Raw genomic sequence first — 16,563 nt, 5'->3', positions numbered from 1 at the left:
AGCCGAAGCCTACATCCTGACCAAGGAAGAAGGCGGTCGTCACACCCCGTTCTTTGCGAACTACCGTCCGCAGTTCTACTTCCGTACAACTGACGTGACCGGCACCGTGACCCTGGCGGCTGGCACCGAGATGGTTATGCCCGGCGACAACGTCGGCTTCACCGTAGAGCTGATCGCGCCCATCGCGATGGAAGACGGCCTGCGTTTCGCCATCCGCGAAGGCGGCCGCACCGTCGGCGCCGGCGTCGTCTCGAAAATCATCGAGTAATTCGCGTAAGCGAATATACAAAGAAAGGGCGTCCCTCGGGGTGCCCTTTTTCGTTTTTGCCTAAGCCAACAGTAATGCTAACTTCTTTCGTATTGAGACATTGCAATTAGAAAGAGGTCATAAGATGCACTTTTGGGCGCGTTCAGTTTGTCTTGTCGCAGCGGTTGCTTTCTCATCTACCTCTGCGTCCTCACAACAGATTGCGGATCGGATCTATTTGGGCGGACCAATTGTAACGATGAACGATACGGCTCCGTCCGCCGAAGCTGTCGCAGTCAAAGACGGGCGCATTCTTGCGGTTGGGTCGCTATCTGACTTGTCGGTGCATCAGGGTGAGGAAACCGAAACCTATGATCTGGAAGGGCGCGCGATGCTTCCGGGTTTCGTTGATAGCCACGGACATGTCGTCATGGGCGGCCTGCAAGCCCTGTCCGCTAACCTTCTTGCGCCACCGGACGGGGATGTCATTGATATCGCCAGTCTGCAATCCACACTGACTGACTGGGCCGAGGAGAATGCGCAAGCCGTTGAGCAGGTCAAAATGATCATCGGCTTTGGTTACGACAATGCTCAATTAAAGGAACTCCGTCACCCAACACGACAAGAGCTGGACATTGTGTCTGAGGACTTGCCTGTCGTCATTATTCATCAGTCTGGGCATATAGGTGTCGCAAACTCGAAAGCTTTGGAATTGGCTGGTATAACGGCGGCTTCCGAAGCACCTCCGGGCGGGGTGATCCAACGCGATGAGGCCGGAGAGCCAAACGGTGTTCTGGAGGAGTACGCGTTCTTTTCTGTTCTCGTTCCCTTGCTGGGAAATCTGGGTGAAGGGGGTCTGGCAGCATTTGCCCGAGCTGGAACCGACCTTTGGGCAAAGTTTGGATATACGACCGGGCAGGAAGGCCGATCATCAGGTCAGATTGTCGAGGTTCTCAGGAAAGTTGCTGCGGAAGAAGCTCTTCCAATCGATGTAGTAGCCTTCCCGGATGTTCTTGAGTCGAAAGAGTTTATTGGTGCGAACACTTCGAAAAGCTACGAAAACAGGGTTCGGGTCGGGGGCTGTAAACTTACAATTGATGGCTCGCCGCAAGGTTTTACCGCTTTAAGGGATCGACCCTATTATGATCCGGTTGGGAACTATGCCGCCGGCTACGCAGGATACGCAGCCATCACGATGGAGCAACTCCAGGACGCGGTGAATTGGTGTTACGACAACGATTTCCAAATCCTCGTGCATTCCAACGGTGAAGGGGCATCTGACATGCTGATTGCTGCACTCGAAGAGGCACAGATCAAGTATGGCGATCCCGGCAACCGCCCAGTTCTGATTCACGGTCAGTTTCTTCGCGAGGATCAAGTCGCAAGCCTTAAGCGCCTTGGTGTGTTTCCGTCGCTCTTTCCGATGCATACGTTCTATTGGGGCGATTGGCACCGGGATCATACGGTCGGGCCGATAAACGCAGAAAATATTTCGCCTACAGGATGGCTGCACGAGCGTGGCATGAAGTTCGGCACGCATCACGATGCGCCGGTGGCCTTTCCAGATAGCATGCGTGTACTTGCGGCTACGGTCACGCGTCGCACGCGGTCAGGTGACATTCTGGGGCCGCATCAGAGGGTCGATGTCATGACGGCATTGAAGGCAATGACGATCTGGCCTGCATGGCAGCATTTTGAGGAAGATGAGAAGGGCTCGATTGAGGTCGGCAAAGTGGCGGATTTTGTGATCCTGTCGGATGATCCCACGGCAGTCGATCCGGAGACTCTGGCTGAACTTGAGGTGCTGGTGACTGTCAAAGGGGATGAGGTTGTCTATGAAGCTGAGGAGGGCGTCAGAGAGGGCAATTTGCAATTCTCGCCATTTTCAAATGACCCTGTGATTGCTCATCTTTTCCTGCACGCGGTTTATCAAGGCATGAAGGTAGAAGATCCTTGGTTAGCGAGGAATTAGGTTAAGTTTTGATTGAAACAGACCGAAAATGGAGCCGAGGTGGACATGCATATGGTTCGGCGTTGAGCTAATGGCACCGATCGCGATGGAAAACGGTCTGCGCTTCGCGATCCGCGAAGGCGGCGGCACCGTCGGCGCCGGTGTGGTATCGAAAATCATCGAGAAAGGCGCGCTTGTCGCACCTGGTTGCGGCAGGCGATTTTCCATGGAAAAATCTGCCGAGAGCAACTCAGTGAGGAAATCAAGAAGGCCGTCCCTCGGGGCGGCCTTTTTCTTGTAATCAGCTTCTGAAGTTGAAATAGACTTTTGTATGGCGAGTAGAGATCAGCTTTATGCAAAGTTCGGAATTACTGCGGAAACGGCACAGCTATTCGAGACTGCGCTCGGAACTGTTGTGTTGGCGAGCAAGGGACATAACAACAATTGGTACAGCGAACAGGACCCAAATGCGGCCGCAAGGGCTCTAGAAGTTATTGAATGCAGCACGTTGGGCAGAGTCCTGGAAATGCTAAAACAAGAATTGCGGTTTGAAGACGATCTAATCATCAAACAGTTCAAACGAGGCTTGGTCGCAAGAAACAAACTTTTTCACGGGTTTTTTGAGCGTCATAACTATAAGATTCAGTCCGAAGTGGGGCGGGATGATATGGTCGCTGACTTAGAAGAGTTGCATGAAGAGCTTTTTCAGTGCTGGAGGGTGGCTGATAGTCTCGCGAGTGCGCTTGCGGAAGAACTCATCACTGAAGAGCAGATTAAGAAGCACACTTCAGGTGAAAGTCCAATCAAATAGGCCTTGCCAAATCCCACCAACCCCACTAATACGCGCGAGTTCTCATCAAGAACATCAAGGCGGGATGATTCCCGCCTTTTGGGTTCGAAGAGGGTTGGCGATGCGCGTCTGTCCTCCTCTCAACCTCAACGCCTAAAAAAGGCTGTTAATATGCAAAGCCAAAACATCCGTATTCGGCTGAAGGCATTTGACTATCGCGTTCTGGATGCCAGCACGCAAGAGATCGTCAACACTGCCAAGCGGACCGGCGCGAACGTGCGCGGCCCGATCCCGCTGCCGAACAAGATTGAGAAGTTCACGGTTCTCCGTGGCCCTCACGTTGACAAGAAATCCCGCGACCAGTTCGAGATCCGTACGCACAAGCGTCTCTTGGACATCGTTGATCCGACCCCCCAGACCGTTGACGCGCTGATGAAGCTCGACCTCGCTGCTGGTGTGGACGTCGAGATCAAGCTGCAGTCGTAAGATCGGAGGGTATAGATTATGCGCTCTGGTATTATCGCAAAAAAAGTTGGCATGACCCGCCTGTTCATGGAAGACGGCAAGCAGATCCCTGTGACCGTTCTCCACCTGGACAACCTGCAGGTCGTTGCACAGCGCACCGCTGACAAAGACGGCTACACTGCCGTTCAGCTGGGTGCCGGTGCCGCCAAGGCAAAACGCACCTCGAAGGCCATGCGCGGTCACTACGCCGCTGCAAAGGTCGAGCCCAAGCGTAAGCTGGCCGAGTTCCGCGTCTCCGAAGATGGCCTGATTGATGTGGGCGCCGAGATTTCGGCAGAACACTTCCTGGAAGGTCAGAAAGTTGACGTTTCGGGTACTTCGATCGGTAAAGGCTTTGCCGGTGCGATGAAGCGTTGGAACTTCGGTGGTCTGCGCGCCTCGCACGGTGTTTCGATCAGCCACCGTTCGCACGGTTCGACCGGTCAGTGTCAGGATCCGGGCAAGGTGTTCAAAGGCAAGAAGATGGCCGGTCACATGGGTGCTGCCCGTGTTACCACTCAGAACCTGGAGGTTGTCAAAACCGACGCCGACCGTGGTCTGGTCTTCATCAAAGGCGCCGTTCCCGGACCGAAATCGGGCTGGGTCACTGTCAAGGACGCCGTCAAGAAGAAAGCACCGGAAGGCCTGCCTTTCCCGGCTGCTGTGAAATCGGCTGCAACCGAAGCACCTGCGGAAGAAGCTCCCGCGGAAGGTGGTGAAGCATGAAACTTGATGTAATCAAACTGGACGGCGGCAAGGCCGGCAACATCGAGCTGGATGCAGACCTGTTCGGTCTCGAGCCGCGCGCGGACATCCTGCACCGTGTGGTCCGTTGGCAGCGCAACAACGCGCAAGCTGGCACCCACAAGGTCAAGACCCGCTCGGAAACCAGCTACTCGACCAAGAAGATCTATCGCCAGAAGGGCACCGGTGGCGCACGCCATGGTGACCGTAACGCGCCGATCTTCCGTGGTGGTGGCATCTACAAAGGCCCCGTCGTGCGTTCGCACGGCCACGACCTGCCTAAGAAGTTCCGCAAGCTTGGCCTGCGCCACGCTCTGTCGGCAAAAGCCAAGGCAGGTGAGCTGGTTGTGATCGAGAGTGCCGAAGCCGAAGGCAAGACCGCCGCTCTGGCCAAACAGGTTGCAAACCTGGGCTGGAAACGTGCTCTGGTCATCGACGGCGCGACCGTGAACGAAGGGTTCCTGAAAGCGTCCAAGAACATCGAAGGTCTGGATATCCTGCCGTCGATGGGCGCAAACGTCTATGACATCCTCAAGCGTGACACTCTGGTGCTCACCAAAGCGGCTGTCGAAGCACTGGAGGCTCGTCTGAAATGAGCGCGAAGGCAGAACACTACGACGTGATCCGCAAGCCGGTCATCACCGAAAAGTCGACCATGGCGTCCGAAAACGGCGCGGTTGTCTTTGAAGTGGCGATCGATAGCAACAAGCCGCAAATCAAAGAGGCCGTTGAGGCTCTGTTTGGTGTGAAGGTCAAAGCGGTGAACACCACCGTGACCAAAGGCAAGGTCAAGCGGTTCCGCGGCCAGCTGGGCCGTCGCAAAGACGTCAAAAAAGCATATGTGACCCTGGAAGAGGGGAACACCATCGACGTGAGCACCGGTCTTTGATCCGACGCTTACTGCGACTATTCACGGCCCCGGCGGTTCAACCCGCCGGGGCCGATTTCGTTTCAGACCCTGAAACTGCGCGTGCGCAGGTGTTGGAGAAGATGCGGGCTTTCAGCGCCGAGCCCTATTTTCAGATCGCCGATGAAAAGCTGGGGCTTTTGTCGGTTTTCGACGATCTGAAATACGACCGGGCGGATGTGGACATGATCTCTCCGGCGATGCGCAATCATGTGGTCGATAAGCTTGGTCCGCTGGGGTTTCGCCAGACCTCGGGTACGGTGCTGGAACACGTCGAGGCCGAGATGCGTGTGCACATCCCCAAGTTCCACGCCCTCGGTGCGTCGCCCTTCGACATCACGCGCTATACTGAGAAACGCCCGCAGGATTACTGTCTCCTTACGCCCACACAGGTGGCCTGCCAGTACGTGGATCACTACGTGCTGGACGAAGCGGTGCAGCGGATCGAGGCGTTAATTACGAAGCACCCGATCAACCTACTCAAACTGGCGGATTATCTGGAAGGGAAACCCAAGCACCGCGCATTTCGCGAGGTTTTGGGTCATATCAAACTCAAGCAACGTATCGCGGTAGAGTCTGAGCCGCTCTGCAGAAGGCGGTCGTTGGGGTAAGAGTTGCGTTGACTCATCAGAAACGCGTCATAAGCACGTGCAACCCTGGAAGAGAGACCACACATCGATATATCCGGCGGTCCGTGATTGGACGCGTCTTTGGGGAGAGGTAAGTGGCGTGCTCATGGGGGTTGTTCTTACGCGGCGACACAAAAATTTGAGCACTAAACTCTCATATTTTGCACAATTCGCTTGCTATGTCGCGCGGGTAGTCTATCCGGCTTCCAACAAGCAAAAGACATGGCAGGCGCATGACCGAAACCTCTCTCTCGACCCGGGAAAACCCGGATAGAACTGCCGCGCGGGATTGGGTTTCGACGCTTGCCAAATACCGCGAACCTAATCAATGGCGCAGTTCCTTTGAGCTGGGTGTCAGCATTATCCCATTCTTTGTGCTTTGGGCGCTGTCCTTGATGGCATTATCCATCAGCTACTGGCTGGCATTTGCCATTGCGGTCCTGAATGCGGCCTTCCTGCTGCGCCTGTTTGCGATCCAACACGATTGCGGGCACGGGGCGTTCTTCAAGAACCGGACAGTCAGCGACTGGGTTGGACGGGTGATCGGGGTGCTGACCCTTACACCCTATGATGTCTGGCGCCGCACTCATTCTTACCATCACAACAGTTCGGGTAACTTGGACAAGCGGGGAATGGGGGATATCCACACGCTGACAGTGGCTGAGTACCAATCCAAGTCTCCCATGAACCGGTTCTGGTATCGCGTTTACCGCAATCCGGTCACACTGTTCGTACTTGGTCCCGGCTATTTGTTCCTGCTCCAAAACCGTCTGCCCTTGGGTTTAACTGGTAGCGCTCGGTTCTGGGTCAGCGCGATGTGTACCAATATAGCTATTCTGACCGTACTTTTTGCTGTCTACTACTATGGCGGCTTGATGCCGGTCCTACTGATTTTTCTGCCTTCAACCCTGATTGCGGCAACTGCAGGAGTATGGCTGTTTTATGTTCAGCACCAATTCGAAGAAACGCATTGGGATTCGGACAAGGATTGGCAGTTGCACGAGGCGGCCCTGCACGGAAGCTCGCATTATGTTCTGCCGCCGGTGCTACAGTGGTTCAGTGCCAATATCGGCATCCACCACGTGCACCATCTGTACAGCCGCATTCCGTTCTACCGCCTGACCGAAGTGCTGCGCGATCACGACGAGTTGGCAAACAGCAACAAGATGACCATTCGTGAGAGCCTTGCCAACGCGCGGTTGCACCTGTGGGACGAAGAACACCGCCGCCTGTTGTCCTTCGCCGAGGTTCGCTCATTGTATCAGTGAGTGGCAAGTTACCTGAGTTCTTCCGGCCGAATAAGTAATACTCACTGATCGCGCGACTTGCGAAATTGAAACCTGGGGCAAATGTTGCGGTGACTTTTTCTTTGGTCTCCATAAGAATCTTGGGCCGCACCCTATAGACACCCATCCCCAACACTGCTACACGCTCCCAATCTTGCGGCCTCGGATTCGTTCCGGGGCCTCTGATATTTGTAACCGGGGACCTTCGGGGCCCTATACCCTTGGCACCTACGGGGGCCTATCACATAGCGGGGAAATCCCTGCACTTGCTAAACGGAAGACAGAAAGCATGGCACTCAAGTCGTACAAGCCGACGACGCCGGGCCAGCGCGGGCTGGTGCTGATCGACCGTTCGGAGCTTTGGAAAGGACGTCCGGTCAAGTCTCTCACAGAGGGTTTGACCAAATCGGGCGGCCGGAACAACACCGGACGGATCACTTCACGCCGCCGCGGCGGTGGCGCAAAGCGTCTCTACCGGATCGTTGACTTCAAACGGAACAAATTTGATGTCGCGGCAACCGTCGAGCGGATCGAATATGACCCGAACCGGACCGCATTCATCGCACTGGTAAAATACGAAGACGGCGAGCAGGCATACATCCTGGCTCCGCAGCGTCTGGCTGTTGGTGACAAAGTCGTGGCATCCGCCAAGGCCGACATCAAGCCGGGCAACGCAATGCCGTTCTCGGGTATGCCCATTGGTACCATCGTCCACAACATCGAGATGAAGCCTGGCAAAGGCGGTCAGATCGCACGTGCGGCCGGTACTTACGCTCAGTTCGTTGGTCGCGATGGCGGCTACGCTCAGATCCGTCTGAGCTCGGGCGAGCTTCGCATGGTCCGTCAGGAATGCATGGCCACCGTCGGTGCCGTGTCCAACCCCGACAACTCGAACCAGAACCTCGGTAAAGCCGGCCGTATGCGCCACAAGGGCGTTCGTCCGTCGGTTCGTGGTGTTGCAATGAACCCGATCGATCACCCGCACGGTGGTGGTGAAGGTCGTACCTCGGGTGGCCGTACACCGGTTACACCGTGGGGTAAGGACACCAAGGGTAAGCGTACCCGCAACAAGAACAAAGCGTCCCAGAAGCTGATCATCCGCTCGCGGCACGCCAAGAAGAAGGGACGTTAATCTATGTCTCGCTCTGTTTGGAAGGGTCCTTTCGTCGATGCTTACGTGCTGAAAAAAGCCGAAGCAGCGCGCGAGTCGGGCCGCAACGAAGTCATCAAGATTTGGTCGCGTCGTTCCACCATTCTGCCCCAGTTCGTGGGTCTGACCTTTGGTGTGTACAACGGCCATAAGCATATCCCCGTCAACGTCTCGGAAGACATGATCGGTCAGAAGTTCGGTGAATACTCGCCGACTCGTACCTATTACGGTCACGCCGCTGACAAAAAAGCGAAGCGGAAGTAAGTCATGGGCAAGGAAAAGAACCCCCGCCGCGTGGCTGAAAACGAAGCAATGGCGAAAACCCGCATGCTTCGCACCAGCCCGCAGAAACTGAACCTGGTTGCGCAGATGATCCGCGGCAAGAAAGTTGAGAAGGCTCTGACCGACCTGACTTTCAGCAACAAGCGTGTCGCGCAGGACGTCAAGAAGTGCCTGCAGTCCGCAATCGCGAATGCCGAAAACAACCACAACCTGGACGTTGACGAACTGATCGTCGCCGAAGCATGGGTTGGCAAGAACCTGGTCATGAAGCGCGGTCGTCCGCGTGCCCGTGGCCGTTTCGGCAAGATCATGAAGCCGTTCTCGGAGATCACCATCAAGGTGCGTCAAGTTGAGGAGCAAGCCTAATGGGACATAAAGTCAATCCGATCGGCATGCGCCTTCAGGTCAACCGCACCTGGGACAGCCGCTGGTACGCCGACACCAAGGACTACGGTGATCTTCTGCTGGAAGACCTCAAGATCCGTGAGTTCATCAACAAAGAGTGCAAGCAGGCCGGTGTTGCCCGTGTGATCATCGAACGTCCGCACAAGAAGTGCCGCGTTACGATCCACACCGCACGTCCCGGTGTCATCATCGGCAAGAAAGGTGCAGACATCGAAGTTCTGCGCAAAAAGCTTGCTCGTATGACCGACAGCGAACTGCACCTGAACATCGTCGAAGTGCGCAAGCCCGAGCTTGACGCGCAGCTGGTTGCCGAGTCGATCGCTCAGCAGCTGGAACGTCGTGTTTCGTTCCGTCGCGCAATGAAGCGCTCGGTTCAGAATGCCATGCGCATGGGCGCCCTGGGTATCCGGGTAAACGTCGCTGGTCGTCTGGGCGGCGCCGAAATCGCGCGGACCGAGTGGTACCGCGAAGGCCGCGTGCCTCTGCACACCCTGCGTGCCGACATCGATTACGCACATGCCGAAGCGATGACTCCCTACGGGATCATCGGGATCAAGGTCTGGATCTTCAAAGGTGAGATCATGGAGCACGATCCGCAGGCACGTGACCGTAAAGCACAGGAACTCCAGGACGGCCCTGCACCTCGTGGTGCTGGTGGCGGTCGTCGCTAAGGAGGGAAAGATATGCTTCAACCAAAGCGTACTAAATTCCGCAAGATGCACAAAGGCCGGATCAAGGGGCTCGCCAAAGGCGGTTCCGATCTGAACTTTGGCACCTACGGTCTGAAAGCACTGCAGCCCGAGCGCGTCACCGCGCGTCAGATCGAAGCTGCACGTCGTGCCATGACCCGTCACATGAAACGTCAAGGCCGCGTCTGGATCCGGATCTTCCCGGATACCCCCGTGACCTCGAAGCCAACCGAAGTCCGTATGGGTAAAGGTAAAGGCTCCGTTGACTTCTGGGCAGCGAAAGTAAAGCCCGGTCGTGTGATGTTCGAAATTGACGGCGTCAATGACGACATCGCCCGCGAGGCCCTGCGCCTGGCTGCGATGAAGCTGCCGATCAAGACCCGCGTTGTGGTCCGCGAAGACTGGTAAGCGATTGGGGCTTTGACCCCACTCGTTACAAGAATGACCCTCGTCGGGAAACCGGCGGGGGTTTTCTTTTGGTTCGGCAGCCCGTGTATCGTGGATCGTGAAAAACGTCGACCTCCCTCCGCCGCACCCCTAGGCTAGCTTGCAGGAATGGGAGGGTCCTATGGTTCAGCTACGCAAAAAGATGCTCATTAAGGAAGTCATAACCACCGACCAATTGGGCCAACCTTGTGATCCGATCAGTCGAGTCGCAGCGATGGTGGTGATGCAGAATCCTTTGGCCGGGCACTTCTCGGACGATCTTTCAGAGTTGTTCGAGATCGGCGCCATTCTGGGTTCGGAACTCGCCGCTGAGGCAGTTTCTCAGCTTGATGGGCCGCCGGTTTCGTACGGCAAAGCCGCGATTGTCGGCATGAACGGCGATCTTGAGCAGGGCGGGGCGGTGATCCACCCCAAACTCGGTGCGCCCATGCGCGCTGCGGTGGGCGGAGGTGAGGCGGTGATACCGTCCAACGCCAAGCTGGGCGCGCCAGGTTGCGCGATTGATCTTCCGCTGGGGCACAAGGACAATCCGTGGTCGTTCGATCATTTCGACACTATGACGCTGAATATCCCAGATGCGCCGAAACCGGATGAGATCGTGCTGTGCCTCGCCTATGCCGACGGAGGTCGCCCGATACCGCGCTGTGGCAAAGGGCCCATCAAGACCTAAGCGGCTGGTCTTGCTGAGAGGGCTGGGGTATGCCCGGCCCATGGCACAGATTGAATCACTCTTCGTCACCCGTCTCTATCGCGCAAACTTGTCCGAATTCGATCCCAGGATCGACGCGGAGGAATTAGAAAGTTCATGCTTCGTCATTGCAGAAGATGATGAGGCCGGGCAGGACTGGTGTGAAGCGAACGCATATCCCGGCTACACCAGTTATGCTTCGCTGACCGATTTGCCTTGGCGATTTCCGATATTTGCCGATCTTGTCAAAGTGCTGGATCAGCACGTCGCTGCTTTTGCCAAGGATTTGGAGTTTGATCTGGACGACCGCGCGTTGAAGCTTGAGGATCTGTGGATCAATATCCTGCCCGAGGGCGGAATGCATGCCAGTCACCTGCACCCTCACAGTGTCATTTCGGGCACGACCTATGTGTCCATGCCGGAAGGGGCCAGTGCACTGAAACTGGAAGACCCACGTTCGGGCCGTATGATGGCCGCCCCGACGAGGCTGAAAGGCGGGCGTCGGGAATTGCAGCCTTTCATCTATATGAAGCCGCAGGTGGGCGACGTCCTGCTGTGGGAAAGCTGGCTGCGCCACGAGGTGCCGATGAATATGGCCGAGGACGAGCGGATTTCTGTTAGCTTCAACTATAAATGGGAGTGAAGCGTCTTAAAGCGTCAAGGTGAAAGCGCTCCAGTTACTTCGTCGGAGGATACTATGACCAAAACAGCTCTCGTCACAGGCGCATCATCCGGAATTGGCCGGGAATTGGCACGTTATCATGCGTCGCGAGGCGGTAATCTGATCATCAGTGCGCGACGCGGAGATGCGTTAGATGCCCTCAGATCAGAGCTTGAGGCAGCCCACAATGTTACTGTCACTGCCATTCCGCTTGATCTGGGTGCTGTTGGAGGCGCGGAAAAACTTTATGAGGCCGTCAAGTGCAAAGACCTGACGGTCGACTACCTGATCAACAATGCTGGATTCGGAGGGCATGGGGCTTTTTTGGATCGCCGCCTTTCGGACGATCTGGATATGATCCGGCTGAACGTCGAAGCCCTTGTATCTTTGTGCCATCTGTTCGGCACGGATATGATCAGTGGCGGCGGCGGAAAGATACTGAATGTCAGTTCGACTGCGGCGCATATGCCGGGTCCATTGCAGGCGACCTATTTTGCCACCAAGGCCTATGTTTCGAGTTTCAGTCAGGCGCTCGCGGAGGAGCTGAAAGGTAAGGGCGTCACTGTGACGGCGCTGGAGCCGGGCTATGTCGTGACCGAATTTGCTGCTGCGGCAAATCTTGAGGGCACGAAGCTTGTTGCTCAAAAAGGGGCGACCGCTGAGGCCGTGGCCAAAGTCGGCTATGACGCCATGATCGATGGGAAGCTCACGGTGATCAACGATAAGTCGCTCGCGTTTGTGCTGGGTTGGGTCATGCCGTTGCTGCCGCGACGCGCGCGCCTGAAAATGGTTCGAAAAATGCAGGAGAAAGGTGCCTGAGCACTTGGCCGCGTTTGTTGGGATCGAGAAAGGTCGCGGTAGTGATCTGCTGCCCGGTTTCAGAAGGCGGCGGTAATTTGGAATCAGGTAGTTTCATCTGCCCGAAAACGGTTTGAAACTTTCCCTTGCCACCCACCCTCTAAACCCTTATACGGCGGCATCCTGCGATCTCCCGGCGTTGCCGGGCGATTCGCATTTCTATCATTAATCCACCAGGTCAAAGGTGACCCTGTAAGGGGGCCTTCTGGTGTTTTGAGCAAAGGATAAAGGCGATGAACGCCCAAGAACTGCGTGACAAGACCCCGGACCAGCTCCGCGAGGAACTGGCCAACCTGAAGAAAGAAAGCTTTAACCTGCGCTTTCAACAGGCAACCGGTCAGCTGGAAAACACAGCCGGCATCAAAGCGGCCCGCCGCAACGCTGCCCGTGTCAAAACCATTCTGAACGAAAAGGCCGCTGCTGCGGCATCCGAGGAGTAATCAGATGCCCAAGCGTATCCTGCAAGGCACCGTGACCAGCGACGCCAACGAACAGACCGTAACCGTATCCGTCGAGCGCCGCTTTACGCATCCGGTTCTGAAGAAAACCATCCGTAAGTCCAAGAAATACCGGGCTCACGATGAAAAGAACGCCTTCAAGGTCGGTGACACCGTACGCATCATCGAATGCGCGCCGAAATCGAAGACGAAACGTTGGGAGGTTCTGGAGGCGTAAGCCCCCAGGACTTTTCATTTGTCGAAACCCTGGGGGATTTAACGAGACCAGCCCCCACAGGTCGGGAGAAACCACATGATCCAGATGCAGACCAATCTGGATGTCGCTGACAACTCCGGCGCACGCCGAGTTCAGTGCATCAAGGTCCTGGGTGGTTCCAAGCGTAAATACGCCTCCGTGGGCGACATCATTGTCGTCTCGGTGAAGGAAGCCATCCCGCGCGGCCGCGTGAAGAAAGGTGACGTCCGCAAGGCCGTCGTCGTACGCACCGCCAAGGAAGTCCGTCGTGAAGACGGCACCGCGATCCGTTTCGATCGCAACGCCGCCGTCATCCTGAACAACAACAACGAGCCCGTAGGTACCCGTATCTTTGGCCCCGTTGTTCGTGAACTGCGCGGCAAGAACTTCATGAAAATCATCTCGCTGGCTCCGGAGGTGCTGTAATCATGGCTGCTAAACTCCGCAAAGGCGACAAGGTCGTCGTGCTGGCCGGCAAGGACAAGGGCAAAGAGGGAACTATCACCTCGGTTGACCCGAAAGCCGGTAAAGCTGTTGTCGACGGCATCAACATCGCCATCCGCCACACCCGCCAGACCCAGAGCTCGCAAGGTGGTCGCCTGCCTCAGGCAAACCCGATCGATTTGTCGAACCTGGCACTGCTGGACAAAAACGGCAAAGCAACCCGCGTTGGCTTCCGCATGGAAGGCGACAAGAAAGTGCGCTTCGCCAAGACCACGGGGGACGTGATCGATGCTTGATACCGCAAACTACACCCCGCGTCTGAAAGCTCAGTACGCTGAAACCATCCGTGCCGCTCTGAAAGAAGAGTTCGGCTACAAGAACGACATGCAGCTGCCCAAGCTGGAAAAAATCGTTCTGAACATCGGTTGTGGTGCTGAGGCCGTCAAAGACTCGAAAAAAGCGAAAGCTGCTGTCGAGGATCTGACTGCGATTGCTGGCCAGAAGGCCGTTGCAACCAAGGCGAAGAAGTCGATCGCGGGTTTCCGCGTCCGTGAAGACATGCCGCTGGGTGCGAAAGTGACCCTGCGCGGCGACCGGATGTACGAATTCCTGGATCGTCTGATCACCATCGCGATGCCTCGCGTTCGTGACTTCCGCGGTGTGAAGCCGTCTTTCGATGGTCGTGGCAACTTTGCCATGGGCATGAAAGAGCACATCGTGTTCCCGGAAATCGACTTCGACAAGGTCGACGAGGTCTGGGGCCTGGATATCGTAATTGCCACCACAGCGAAAACCGACGCTGAAGCAAAGGCATTGTTGAAAGCGTTCAACATGCCGTTCAACGCGTAAGCGCCGGGAGGATTGAGACATGGCTAAAAAAGCAATGATCGAACGCGAGAAGAAGCGCGAACGCCTGGTGGCCAAATATGCCGCAAAGCGTGCCGAGCTGAAAGAAATCGCGAATGACGAGAGCAAGCCGATGGAAGAGCGTTTCAAAGCGCGTCTGAAACTGGCGAAACTGCCGCGCAACAGCTCGGCTACCCGTCTGCACAACCGTTGTCAGCTGACCGGTCGTCCCCACGCTTACTACCGTAAGCTGAAGGTCAGCCGTATCGCGCTGCGCGAGCTGGGTTCTGCTGGTCAGATCCCCGGCATGGTGAAATCGAGCTGGTAAGGGAGACATAGATATGAATGATCCTATCGGCGATATGCTCACCCGTATCCGCAACGCGCAAATGCGCGGCAAGTCCACCGTTTCCACCCCGGCTTCCAAGCTGCGCGGTTGGGTTCTGGACGTGCTGGCGGACGAAGGTTACATCCGTGGCTACGAAGCGACGACCGGTGAAAACGGTCATCCGGCCATCGAAATCAGCCTGAAATACTACGAAGGCACCCCTGTTATTCGCGAACTGAAGCGGGTCTCGAAACCCGGTCGCCGCGTATACATGGGCGTCAATGACATCCCGCAGGTCCGTCAGGGTCTGGGCGTGTCGATTGTCAGCACTCCGAAAGGTGTGATGTCGGACGCAAACGCTCGCTCCAACAATGTTGGCGGCGAAGTGCTCTGCACCGTCTTCTAAGGAGGTCTGTCAATGTCTCGTATTGGTAAAAAACCGGTCGAGCTGCCCAGCGGCGTTTCCGCCTCTGTGTCGGGTCAGACCATCGAAGTGAAAGGTCCGAAAGGCACCCGCAGCTTCACCGCCACCGACGACGTCACGCTGTCGGTTGAAGGTAACGTGGTCAAGATCGACCCCCGTGGCATGTCCAAGCGTGCGCGCCAGCAGTGGGGCATGAGCCGCACCATGGTTGCCAATCTTGTTGAAGGCGTAACAAACGGCTTCAAAAAAGAGCTGGAGATCCAGGGTGTTGGTTACCGGGCTCAGATGCAGGGCAACACCCTGAAGCTGAACCTGGGCTACAGCCACGATGTTGATTTCACTGCTCCGGAAGGTGTCACCATCACCGCGCCGAAGCAGACCGAGATCGTTGTGGAAGGTATCGACCAGCAGCAGGTGGGCGAAGTCGCGGCCAAGATCCGTGAATGGCGCCGTCCCGAGCCGTACAAAGGCAAGGGCATCCGCTACAAGGGTGAGTTCATCTTCCGCAAAGAAGGCAAGAAGAAGTAAGGACGCAAACAATGGCAAACAGCAAAAGAACCCTGTTTCTGAAGCGCCGCCTGCGCGTTCGGAACAAACTTCGCAAGGTCAACGCGGGTCGTCCGCGTCTGTCCGTACACCGTTCGAACAAGAACATCTCTGTTCAGCTGATCGACGACGTACGTGGCGTGACCCTGGCCGCAGCATCGACCCTGGAAAAGGATTTGGGTGTTGTGGGCAAGAACAACGTCGAAGCGGCCACCAAAGTGGGCGCGGCCATCGCCGAGCGTGCCAAGAAGGCAGGCGTCGAAGAGGCCTATTTCGATCGTGGCGGCTTCCTGTTCCACGGCAAAGTGAAGGCTCTGGCCGACGCTGCGCGTGAAGGTGGTCTGAAGATCTAAGACTTGCGGGCGGGTTTCGATCCGCCCCGATGATCCGGGGGCCTCGGCAGCAGTCGGGGCTCACTTGGATTGAACAAACGGCGCCGAGAAGCGCCACATGAGGAAAGGGATGCCAAATGGCAGAACGTGAAAACCGCCGGGGCCGTGGTCGTGACCGCGACGAAGCACCGGAATTCGCAGATCGTCTGGTTGCGATCAACCGTGTGTCGAAAACCGTAAAAGGTGGTAAGCGCTTTGGCTTCGCCGCTCTGGTGGTTGTCGGCGATCAGAAAGGCCGCGTCGGCTTTGGCAAGGGTAAGGCGAAAGAAGTACCTGAGGCCATCCGTAAGGCAACTGAGCAAGCCAAGCGTCAGATGATCCGCGTGCAACTGCGTGAAGGTCGTACTCTGCACCACGACATCGAAGGCCGTCACGGCGCCGGTAAAGTGGTTATGCGCACCGCACCTGAAGGTACCGGTATCATCGCCGGTGGTCCGATGCGTGCTGTGTTCGAAATGCTGGGCGTTAAGGACGTTGTTTCCAAGTCGCTGGGCTCGCAGAACCCGTACAACATGATCCGTGCCACCATCAACGGCCTGCAAAAAGAGCAGAGCCCGCGTTCGGTTGCCGCACGTCGTGGCAAAAAGGTTGCTGACATCCTGCCCAAGCGGGACGAAGCACCGGCTGCTGCTGAAGCAGAAGCATAAGGAGA

27 protein-coding genes and 1 pseudogene are annotated in these 16,563 nt (G+C 56.4%); all 28 read left to right on the top strand.

What is annotated here, in order from left to right; genetic code table 11:
• Window positions 1–268: EF-Tu C-terminal domain-related protein (locus tag ACR0NM_RS16885; protein WP_480615117.1), on the top strand; the 268-nt coding region annotated here is incomplete at its 5' end.
• Between the two features lie 238 nt (window positions 269–506).
• Window positions 507–2,219 carry an amidohydrolase gene (locus ACR0NM_RS16880; protein WP_480615794.1) on the top strand — a complete coding sequence of 571 codons (1,713 nt, stop codon included), beginning with the start codon at window positions 507–509 and terminating at the stop codon, window positions 2,217–2,219.
• A 55-nt stretch (window positions 2,220–2,274) separates the two neighbouring features.
• Window positions 2,275–2,382, top strand: a pseudogene (locus ACR0NM_RS16875) (EF-Tu C-terminal domain-related protein); the annotation flags it as partial.
• A gap of 147 nt (window positions 2,383–2,529) precedes the next feature.
• Entirely contained in the window at window positions 2,530–3,009 is a 480-nt protein-coding gene (locus ACR0NM_RS16870) for a hypothetical protein (protein ID WP_170515971.1), read from the top strand.
• Window positions 3,010–3,159: 150 nt separating this feature from the next.
• A complete protein-coding gene (gene rpsJ / locus ACR0NM_RS16865; RefSeq protein WP_008756422.1) occupies window positions 3,160–3,474 on the top strand; it encodes a 30S ribosomal protein S10 in 315 nt (104 codons plus the stop codon).
• An 18-nt stretch (window positions 3,475–3,492) separates the two neighbouring features.
• On the top strand, window positions 3,493–4,218 hold the full coding sequence (gene rplC, locus ACR0NM_RS16860) for a 50S ribosomal protein L3 (RefSeq protein WP_170515968.1): 726 nt from the start codon (window positions 3,493–3,495) through the stop codon (window positions 4,216–4,218).
• Window positions 4,215–4,832, top strand: coding sequence for a 50S ribosomal protein L4 (rplD, locus tag ACR0NM_RS16855; RefSeq protein WP_170508772.1), 618 nt, complete (start codon window positions 4,215–4,217; stop codon window positions 4,830–4,832). Before rplC ends, rplD begins: the two co-directional genes overlap by 4 nt.
• Window positions 4,829–5,125 (top strand): 50S ribosomal protein L23, encoded by a 297-nt coding sequence (locus tag ACR0NM_RS16850; RefSeq protein ID WP_010437040.1) that lies wholly within the window; start codon window positions 4,829–4,831, stop codon window positions 5,123–5,125. Before rplD ends, ACR0NM_RS16850 begins: the two co-directional genes overlap by 4 nt.
• Window positions 5,122–5,754, top strand: a complete 633-nt coding sequence (locus ACR0NM_RS16845; RefSeq protein WP_170515965.1) for a hypothetical protein — start codon at window positions 5,122–5,124, stop codon at window positions 5,752–5,754. Before ACR0NM_RS16850 ends, ACR0NM_RS16845 begins: the two co-directional genes overlap by 4 nt.
• Before the next feature lie 251 nt (window positions 5,755–6,005).
• Window positions 6,006–7,040, top strand: a complete 1,035-nt coding sequence (locus ACR0NM_RS16840; protein ID WP_480615792.1) for a fatty acid desaturase — start codon at window positions 6,006–6,008, stop codon at window positions 7,038–7,040.
• A gap of 307 nt (window positions 7,041–7,347) precedes the next feature.
• Window positions 7,348–8,190, top strand: a complete 843-nt coding sequence (rplB, locus tag ACR0NM_RS16835) for a 50S ribosomal protein L2 (protein WP_008757664.1) — start codon at window positions 7,348–7,350, stop codon at window positions 8,188–8,190.
• 3 nt (window positions 8,191–8,193) lie between these two features.
• Complete coding sequence (gene rpsS / locus ACR0NM_RS16830) at window positions 8,194–8,472, top strand: 30S ribosomal protein S19 (RefSeq protein WP_010437056.1); 279 nt, start codon at window positions 8,194–8,196, stop codon at window positions 8,470–8,472.
• Window positions 8,473–8,475: 3 nt separating this feature from the next.
• Window positions 8,476–8,856 carry a 50S ribosomal protein L22 gene (gene rplV / locus ACR0NM_RS16825; protein WP_039538267.1) on the top strand — a complete coding sequence of 127 codons (381 nt, stop codon included), beginning with the start codon at window positions 8,476–8,478 and terminating at the stop codon, window positions 8,854–8,856.
• Window positions 8,856–9,566 (top strand): 30S ribosomal protein S3, encoded by a 711-nt coding sequence (gene rpsC, locus ACR0NM_RS16820; RefSeq protein ID WP_008758042.1) that lies wholly within the window; start codon window positions 8,856–8,858, stop codon window positions 9,564–9,566. Before rplV ends, rpsC begins: the two co-directional genes overlap by 1 nt.
• A gap of 12 nt (window positions 9,567–9,578) precedes the next feature.
• Entirely contained in the window at window positions 9,579–9,992 is a 414-nt protein-coding gene (rplP, locus tag ACR0NM_RS16815) for a 50S ribosomal protein L16 (protein ID WP_039538270.1), read from the top strand.
• 160 nt (window positions 9,993–10,152) lie between these two features.
• Window positions 10,153–10,701 (top strand): amino acid synthesis family protein, encoded by a 549-nt coding sequence (locus ACR0NM_RS16810; RefSeq protein WP_480615791.1) that lies wholly within the window; start codon window positions 10,153–10,155, stop codon window positions 10,699–10,701.
• Between the two features lie 40 nt (window positions 10,702–10,741).
• Window positions 10,742–11,362, top strand: coding sequence for a 2OG-Fe(II) oxygenase family protein (locus ACR0NM_RS16805; RefSeq protein ID WP_480615790.1), 621 nt, complete (start codon window positions 10,742–10,744; stop codon window positions 11,360–11,362).
• A 54-nt stretch (window positions 11,363–11,416) separates the two neighbouring features.
• Window positions 11,417–12,199 (top strand): SDR family NAD(P)-dependent oxidoreductase, encoded by a 783-nt coding sequence (locus tag ACR0NM_RS16800; RefSeq protein ID WP_480615788.1) that lies wholly within the window; start codon window positions 11,417–11,419, stop codon window positions 12,197–12,199.
• A gap of 272 nt (window positions 12,200–12,471) precedes the next feature.
• Window positions 12,472–12,678 (top strand): 50S ribosomal protein L29, encoded by a 207-nt coding sequence (gene rpmC / locus ACR0NM_RS16795; RefSeq protein ID WP_010437082.1) that lies wholly within the window; start codon window positions 12,472–12,474, stop codon window positions 12,676–12,678.
• A gap of 4 nt (window positions 12,679–12,682) precedes the next feature.
• Complete coding sequence (gene rpsQ, locus ACR0NM_RS16790; protein WP_068340771.1) at window positions 12,683–12,913, top strand: 30S ribosomal protein S17; 231 nt, start codon at window positions 12,683–12,685, stop codon at window positions 12,911–12,913.
• Between the two features lie 75 nt (window positions 12,914–12,988).
• Window positions 12,989–13,357, top strand: coding sequence for a 50S ribosomal protein L14 (gene rplN / locus ACR0NM_RS16785; protein ID WP_008757934.1), 369 nt, complete (start codon window positions 12,989–12,991; stop codon window positions 13,355–13,357).
• 2 nt (window positions 13,358–13,359) lie between these two features.
• Complete coding sequence (rplX, locus tag ACR0NM_RS16780) at window positions 13,360–13,671, top strand: 50S ribosomal protein L24 (RefSeq protein WP_480615786.1); 312 nt, start codon at window positions 13,360–13,362, stop codon at window positions 13,669–13,671.
• A complete protein-coding gene (gene rplE, locus ACR0NM_RS16775) occupies window positions 13,664–14,224 on the top strand; it encodes a 50S ribosomal protein L5 (RefSeq protein WP_010437097.1) in 561 nt (186 codons plus the stop codon). The genes rplX and rplE overlap by 8 nt, the downstream gene beginning before the upstream one ends.
• 19 nt (window positions 14,225–14,243) lie before the next feature.
• Window positions 14,244–14,549, top strand: coding sequence for a 30S ribosomal protein S14 (gene rpsN, locus ACR0NM_RS16770; protein WP_010437098.1), 306 nt, complete (start codon window positions 14,244–14,246; stop codon window positions 14,547–14,549).
• A 13-nt stretch (window positions 14,550–14,562) separates the two neighbouring features.
• Window positions 14,563–14,955, top strand: coding sequence for a 30S ribosomal protein S8 (rpsH, locus tag ACR0NM_RS16765; protein ID WP_010437099.1), 393 nt, complete (start codon window positions 14,563–14,565; stop codon window positions 14,953–14,955).
• 12 nt (window positions 14,956–14,967) lie between these two features.
• Window positions 14,968–15,501 (top strand): 50S ribosomal protein L6, encoded by a 534-nt coding sequence (gene rplF, locus ACR0NM_RS16760; RefSeq protein WP_480615783.1) that lies wholly within the window; start codon window positions 14,968–14,970, stop codon window positions 15,499–15,501.
• A gap of 11 nt (window positions 15,502–15,512) precedes the next feature.
• Window positions 15,513–15,872 carry a 50S ribosomal protein L18 gene (gene rplR, locus ACR0NM_RS16755; RefSeq protein ID WP_170392895.1) on the top strand — a complete coding sequence of 120 codons (360 nt, stop codon included), beginning with the start codon at window positions 15,513–15,515 and terminating at the stop codon, window positions 15,870–15,872.
• Between the two features lie 116 nt (window positions 15,873–15,988).
• On the top strand, window positions 15,989–16,558 hold the full coding sequence (rpsE, locus tag ACR0NM_RS16750) for a 30S ribosomal protein S5 (protein WP_039538294.1): 570 nt from the start codon (window positions 15,989–15,991) through the stop codon (window positions 16,556–16,558).
• The last annotated feature ends 5 nt before the right edge of the window (window positions 16,559–16,563 follow it).

It is taken from the genome of Ruegeria sp. AF2, from assembly GCF_056542025.1.
The sequence above is the reverse complement of the archived record's forward strand: the minus strand, read 5'-3'. Positions and strand labels throughout refer to the sequence as shown.

Bases quoted from the DNA above. Each gene is read 5' to 3' on its own strand.
- ACR0NM_RS16840 (WP_480615792.1), top strand. From the start codon at position 6,006: ATGACCGAAACCTCTCTCTCGACCCGGGAAAACCCGGATAGAACTGCC.
- rpsJ (WP_008756422.1), top strand. From the start codon at position 3,160: ATGCAAAGCCAAAACATCCGTATTCGGCTGAAGGCATTTGACTATCGC.
- rplR (WP_170392895.1), top strand. From the start codon at position 15,513: ATGGCAAACAGCAAAAGAACCCTGTTTCTGAAGCGCCGCCTGCGCGTT.
- rplC (WP_170515968.1), top strand. From the start codon at position 3,493: ATGCGCTCTGGTATTATCGCAAAAAAAGTTGGCATGACCCGCCTGTTC.
- ACR0NM_RS16805 (WP_480615790.1), top strand. From the start codon at position 10,742: ATGGCACAGATTGAATCACTCTTCGTCACCCGTCTCTATCGCGCAAAC.
- rpsQ (WP_068340771.1), top strand. From the start codon at position 12,683: ATGCCCAAGCGTATCCTGCAAGGCACCGTGACCAGCGACGCCAACGAA.
- ACR0NM_RS16870 (WP_170515971.1), top strand. From the start codon at position 2,530: ATGGCGAGTAGAGATCAGCTTTATGCAAAGTTCGGAATTACTGCGGAA.
- rpsN (WP_010437098.1), top strand. From the start codon at position 14,244: ATGGCTAAAAAAGCAATGATCGAACGCGAGAAGAAGCGCGAACGCCTG.
- rplX (WP_480615786.1), top strand. From the start codon at position 13,360: ATGGCTGCTAAACTCCGCAAAGGCGACAAGGTCGTCGTGCTGGCCGGC.
- rplB (WP_008757664.1), top strand. From the start codon at position 7,348: ATGGCACTCAAGTCGTACAAGCCGACGACGCCGGGCCAGCGCGGGCTG.
- rplD (WP_170508772.1), top strand. From the start codon at position 4,215: ATGAAACTTGATGTAATCAAACTGGACGGCGGCAAGGCCGGCAACATC.
- rplE (WP_010437097.1), top strand. From the start codon at position 13,664: ATGCTTGATACCGCAAACTACACCCCGCGTCTGAAAGCTCAGTACGCT.
- rplF (WP_480615783.1), top strand. From the start codon at position 14,968: ATGTCTCGTATTGGTAAAAAACCGGTCGAGCTGCCCAGCGGCGTTTCC.
- rplV (WP_039538267.1), top strand. From the start codon at position 8,476: ATGGGCAAGGAAAAGAACCCCCGCCGCGTGGCTGAAAACGAAGCAATG.
- ACR0NM_RS16850 (WP_010437040.1), top strand. From the start codon at position 4,829: ATGAGCGCGAAGGCAGAACACTACGACGTGATCCGCAAGCCGGTCATC.
- ACR0NM_RS16880 (WP_480615794.1), top strand. From the start codon at position 507: ATGAACGATACGGCTCCGTCCGCCGAAGCTGTCGCAGTCAAAGACGGG.
- rpsS (WP_010437056.1), top strand. From the start codon at position 8,194: ATGTCTCGCTCTGTTTGGAAGGGTCCTTTCGTCGATGCTTACGTGCTG.
- rpsC (WP_008758042.1), top strand. From the start codon at position 8,856: ATGGGACATAAAGTCAATCCGATCGGCATGCGCCTTCAGGTCAACCGC.
- ACR0NM_RS16810 (WP_480615791.1), top strand. From the start codon at position 10,153: ATGGTTCAGCTACGCAAAAAGATGCTCATTAAGGAAGTCATAACCACC.
- rpmC (WP_010437082.1), top strand. From the start codon at position 12,472: ATGAACGCCCAAGAACTGCGTGACAAGACCCCGGACCAGCTCCGCGAG.
- rplP (WP_039538270.1), top strand. From the start codon at position 9,579: ATGCTTCAACCAAAGCGTACTAAATTCCGCAAGATGCACAAAGGCCGG.
- rplN (WP_008757934.1), top strand. From the start codon at position 12,989: ATGATCCAGATGCAGACCAATCTGGATGTCGCTGACAACTCCGGCGCA.
- ACR0NM_RS16800 (WP_480615788.1), top strand. From the start codon at position 11,417: ATGACCAAAACAGCTCTCGTCACAGGCGCATCATCCGGAATTGGCCGG.
- rpsH (WP_010437099.1), top strand. From the start codon at position 14,563: ATGAATGATCCTATCGGCGATATGCTCACCCGTATCCGCAACGCGCAA.
- rpsE (WP_039538294.1), top strand. From the start codon at position 15,989: ATGGCAGAACGTGAAAACCGCCGGGGCCGTGGTCGTGACCGCGACGAA.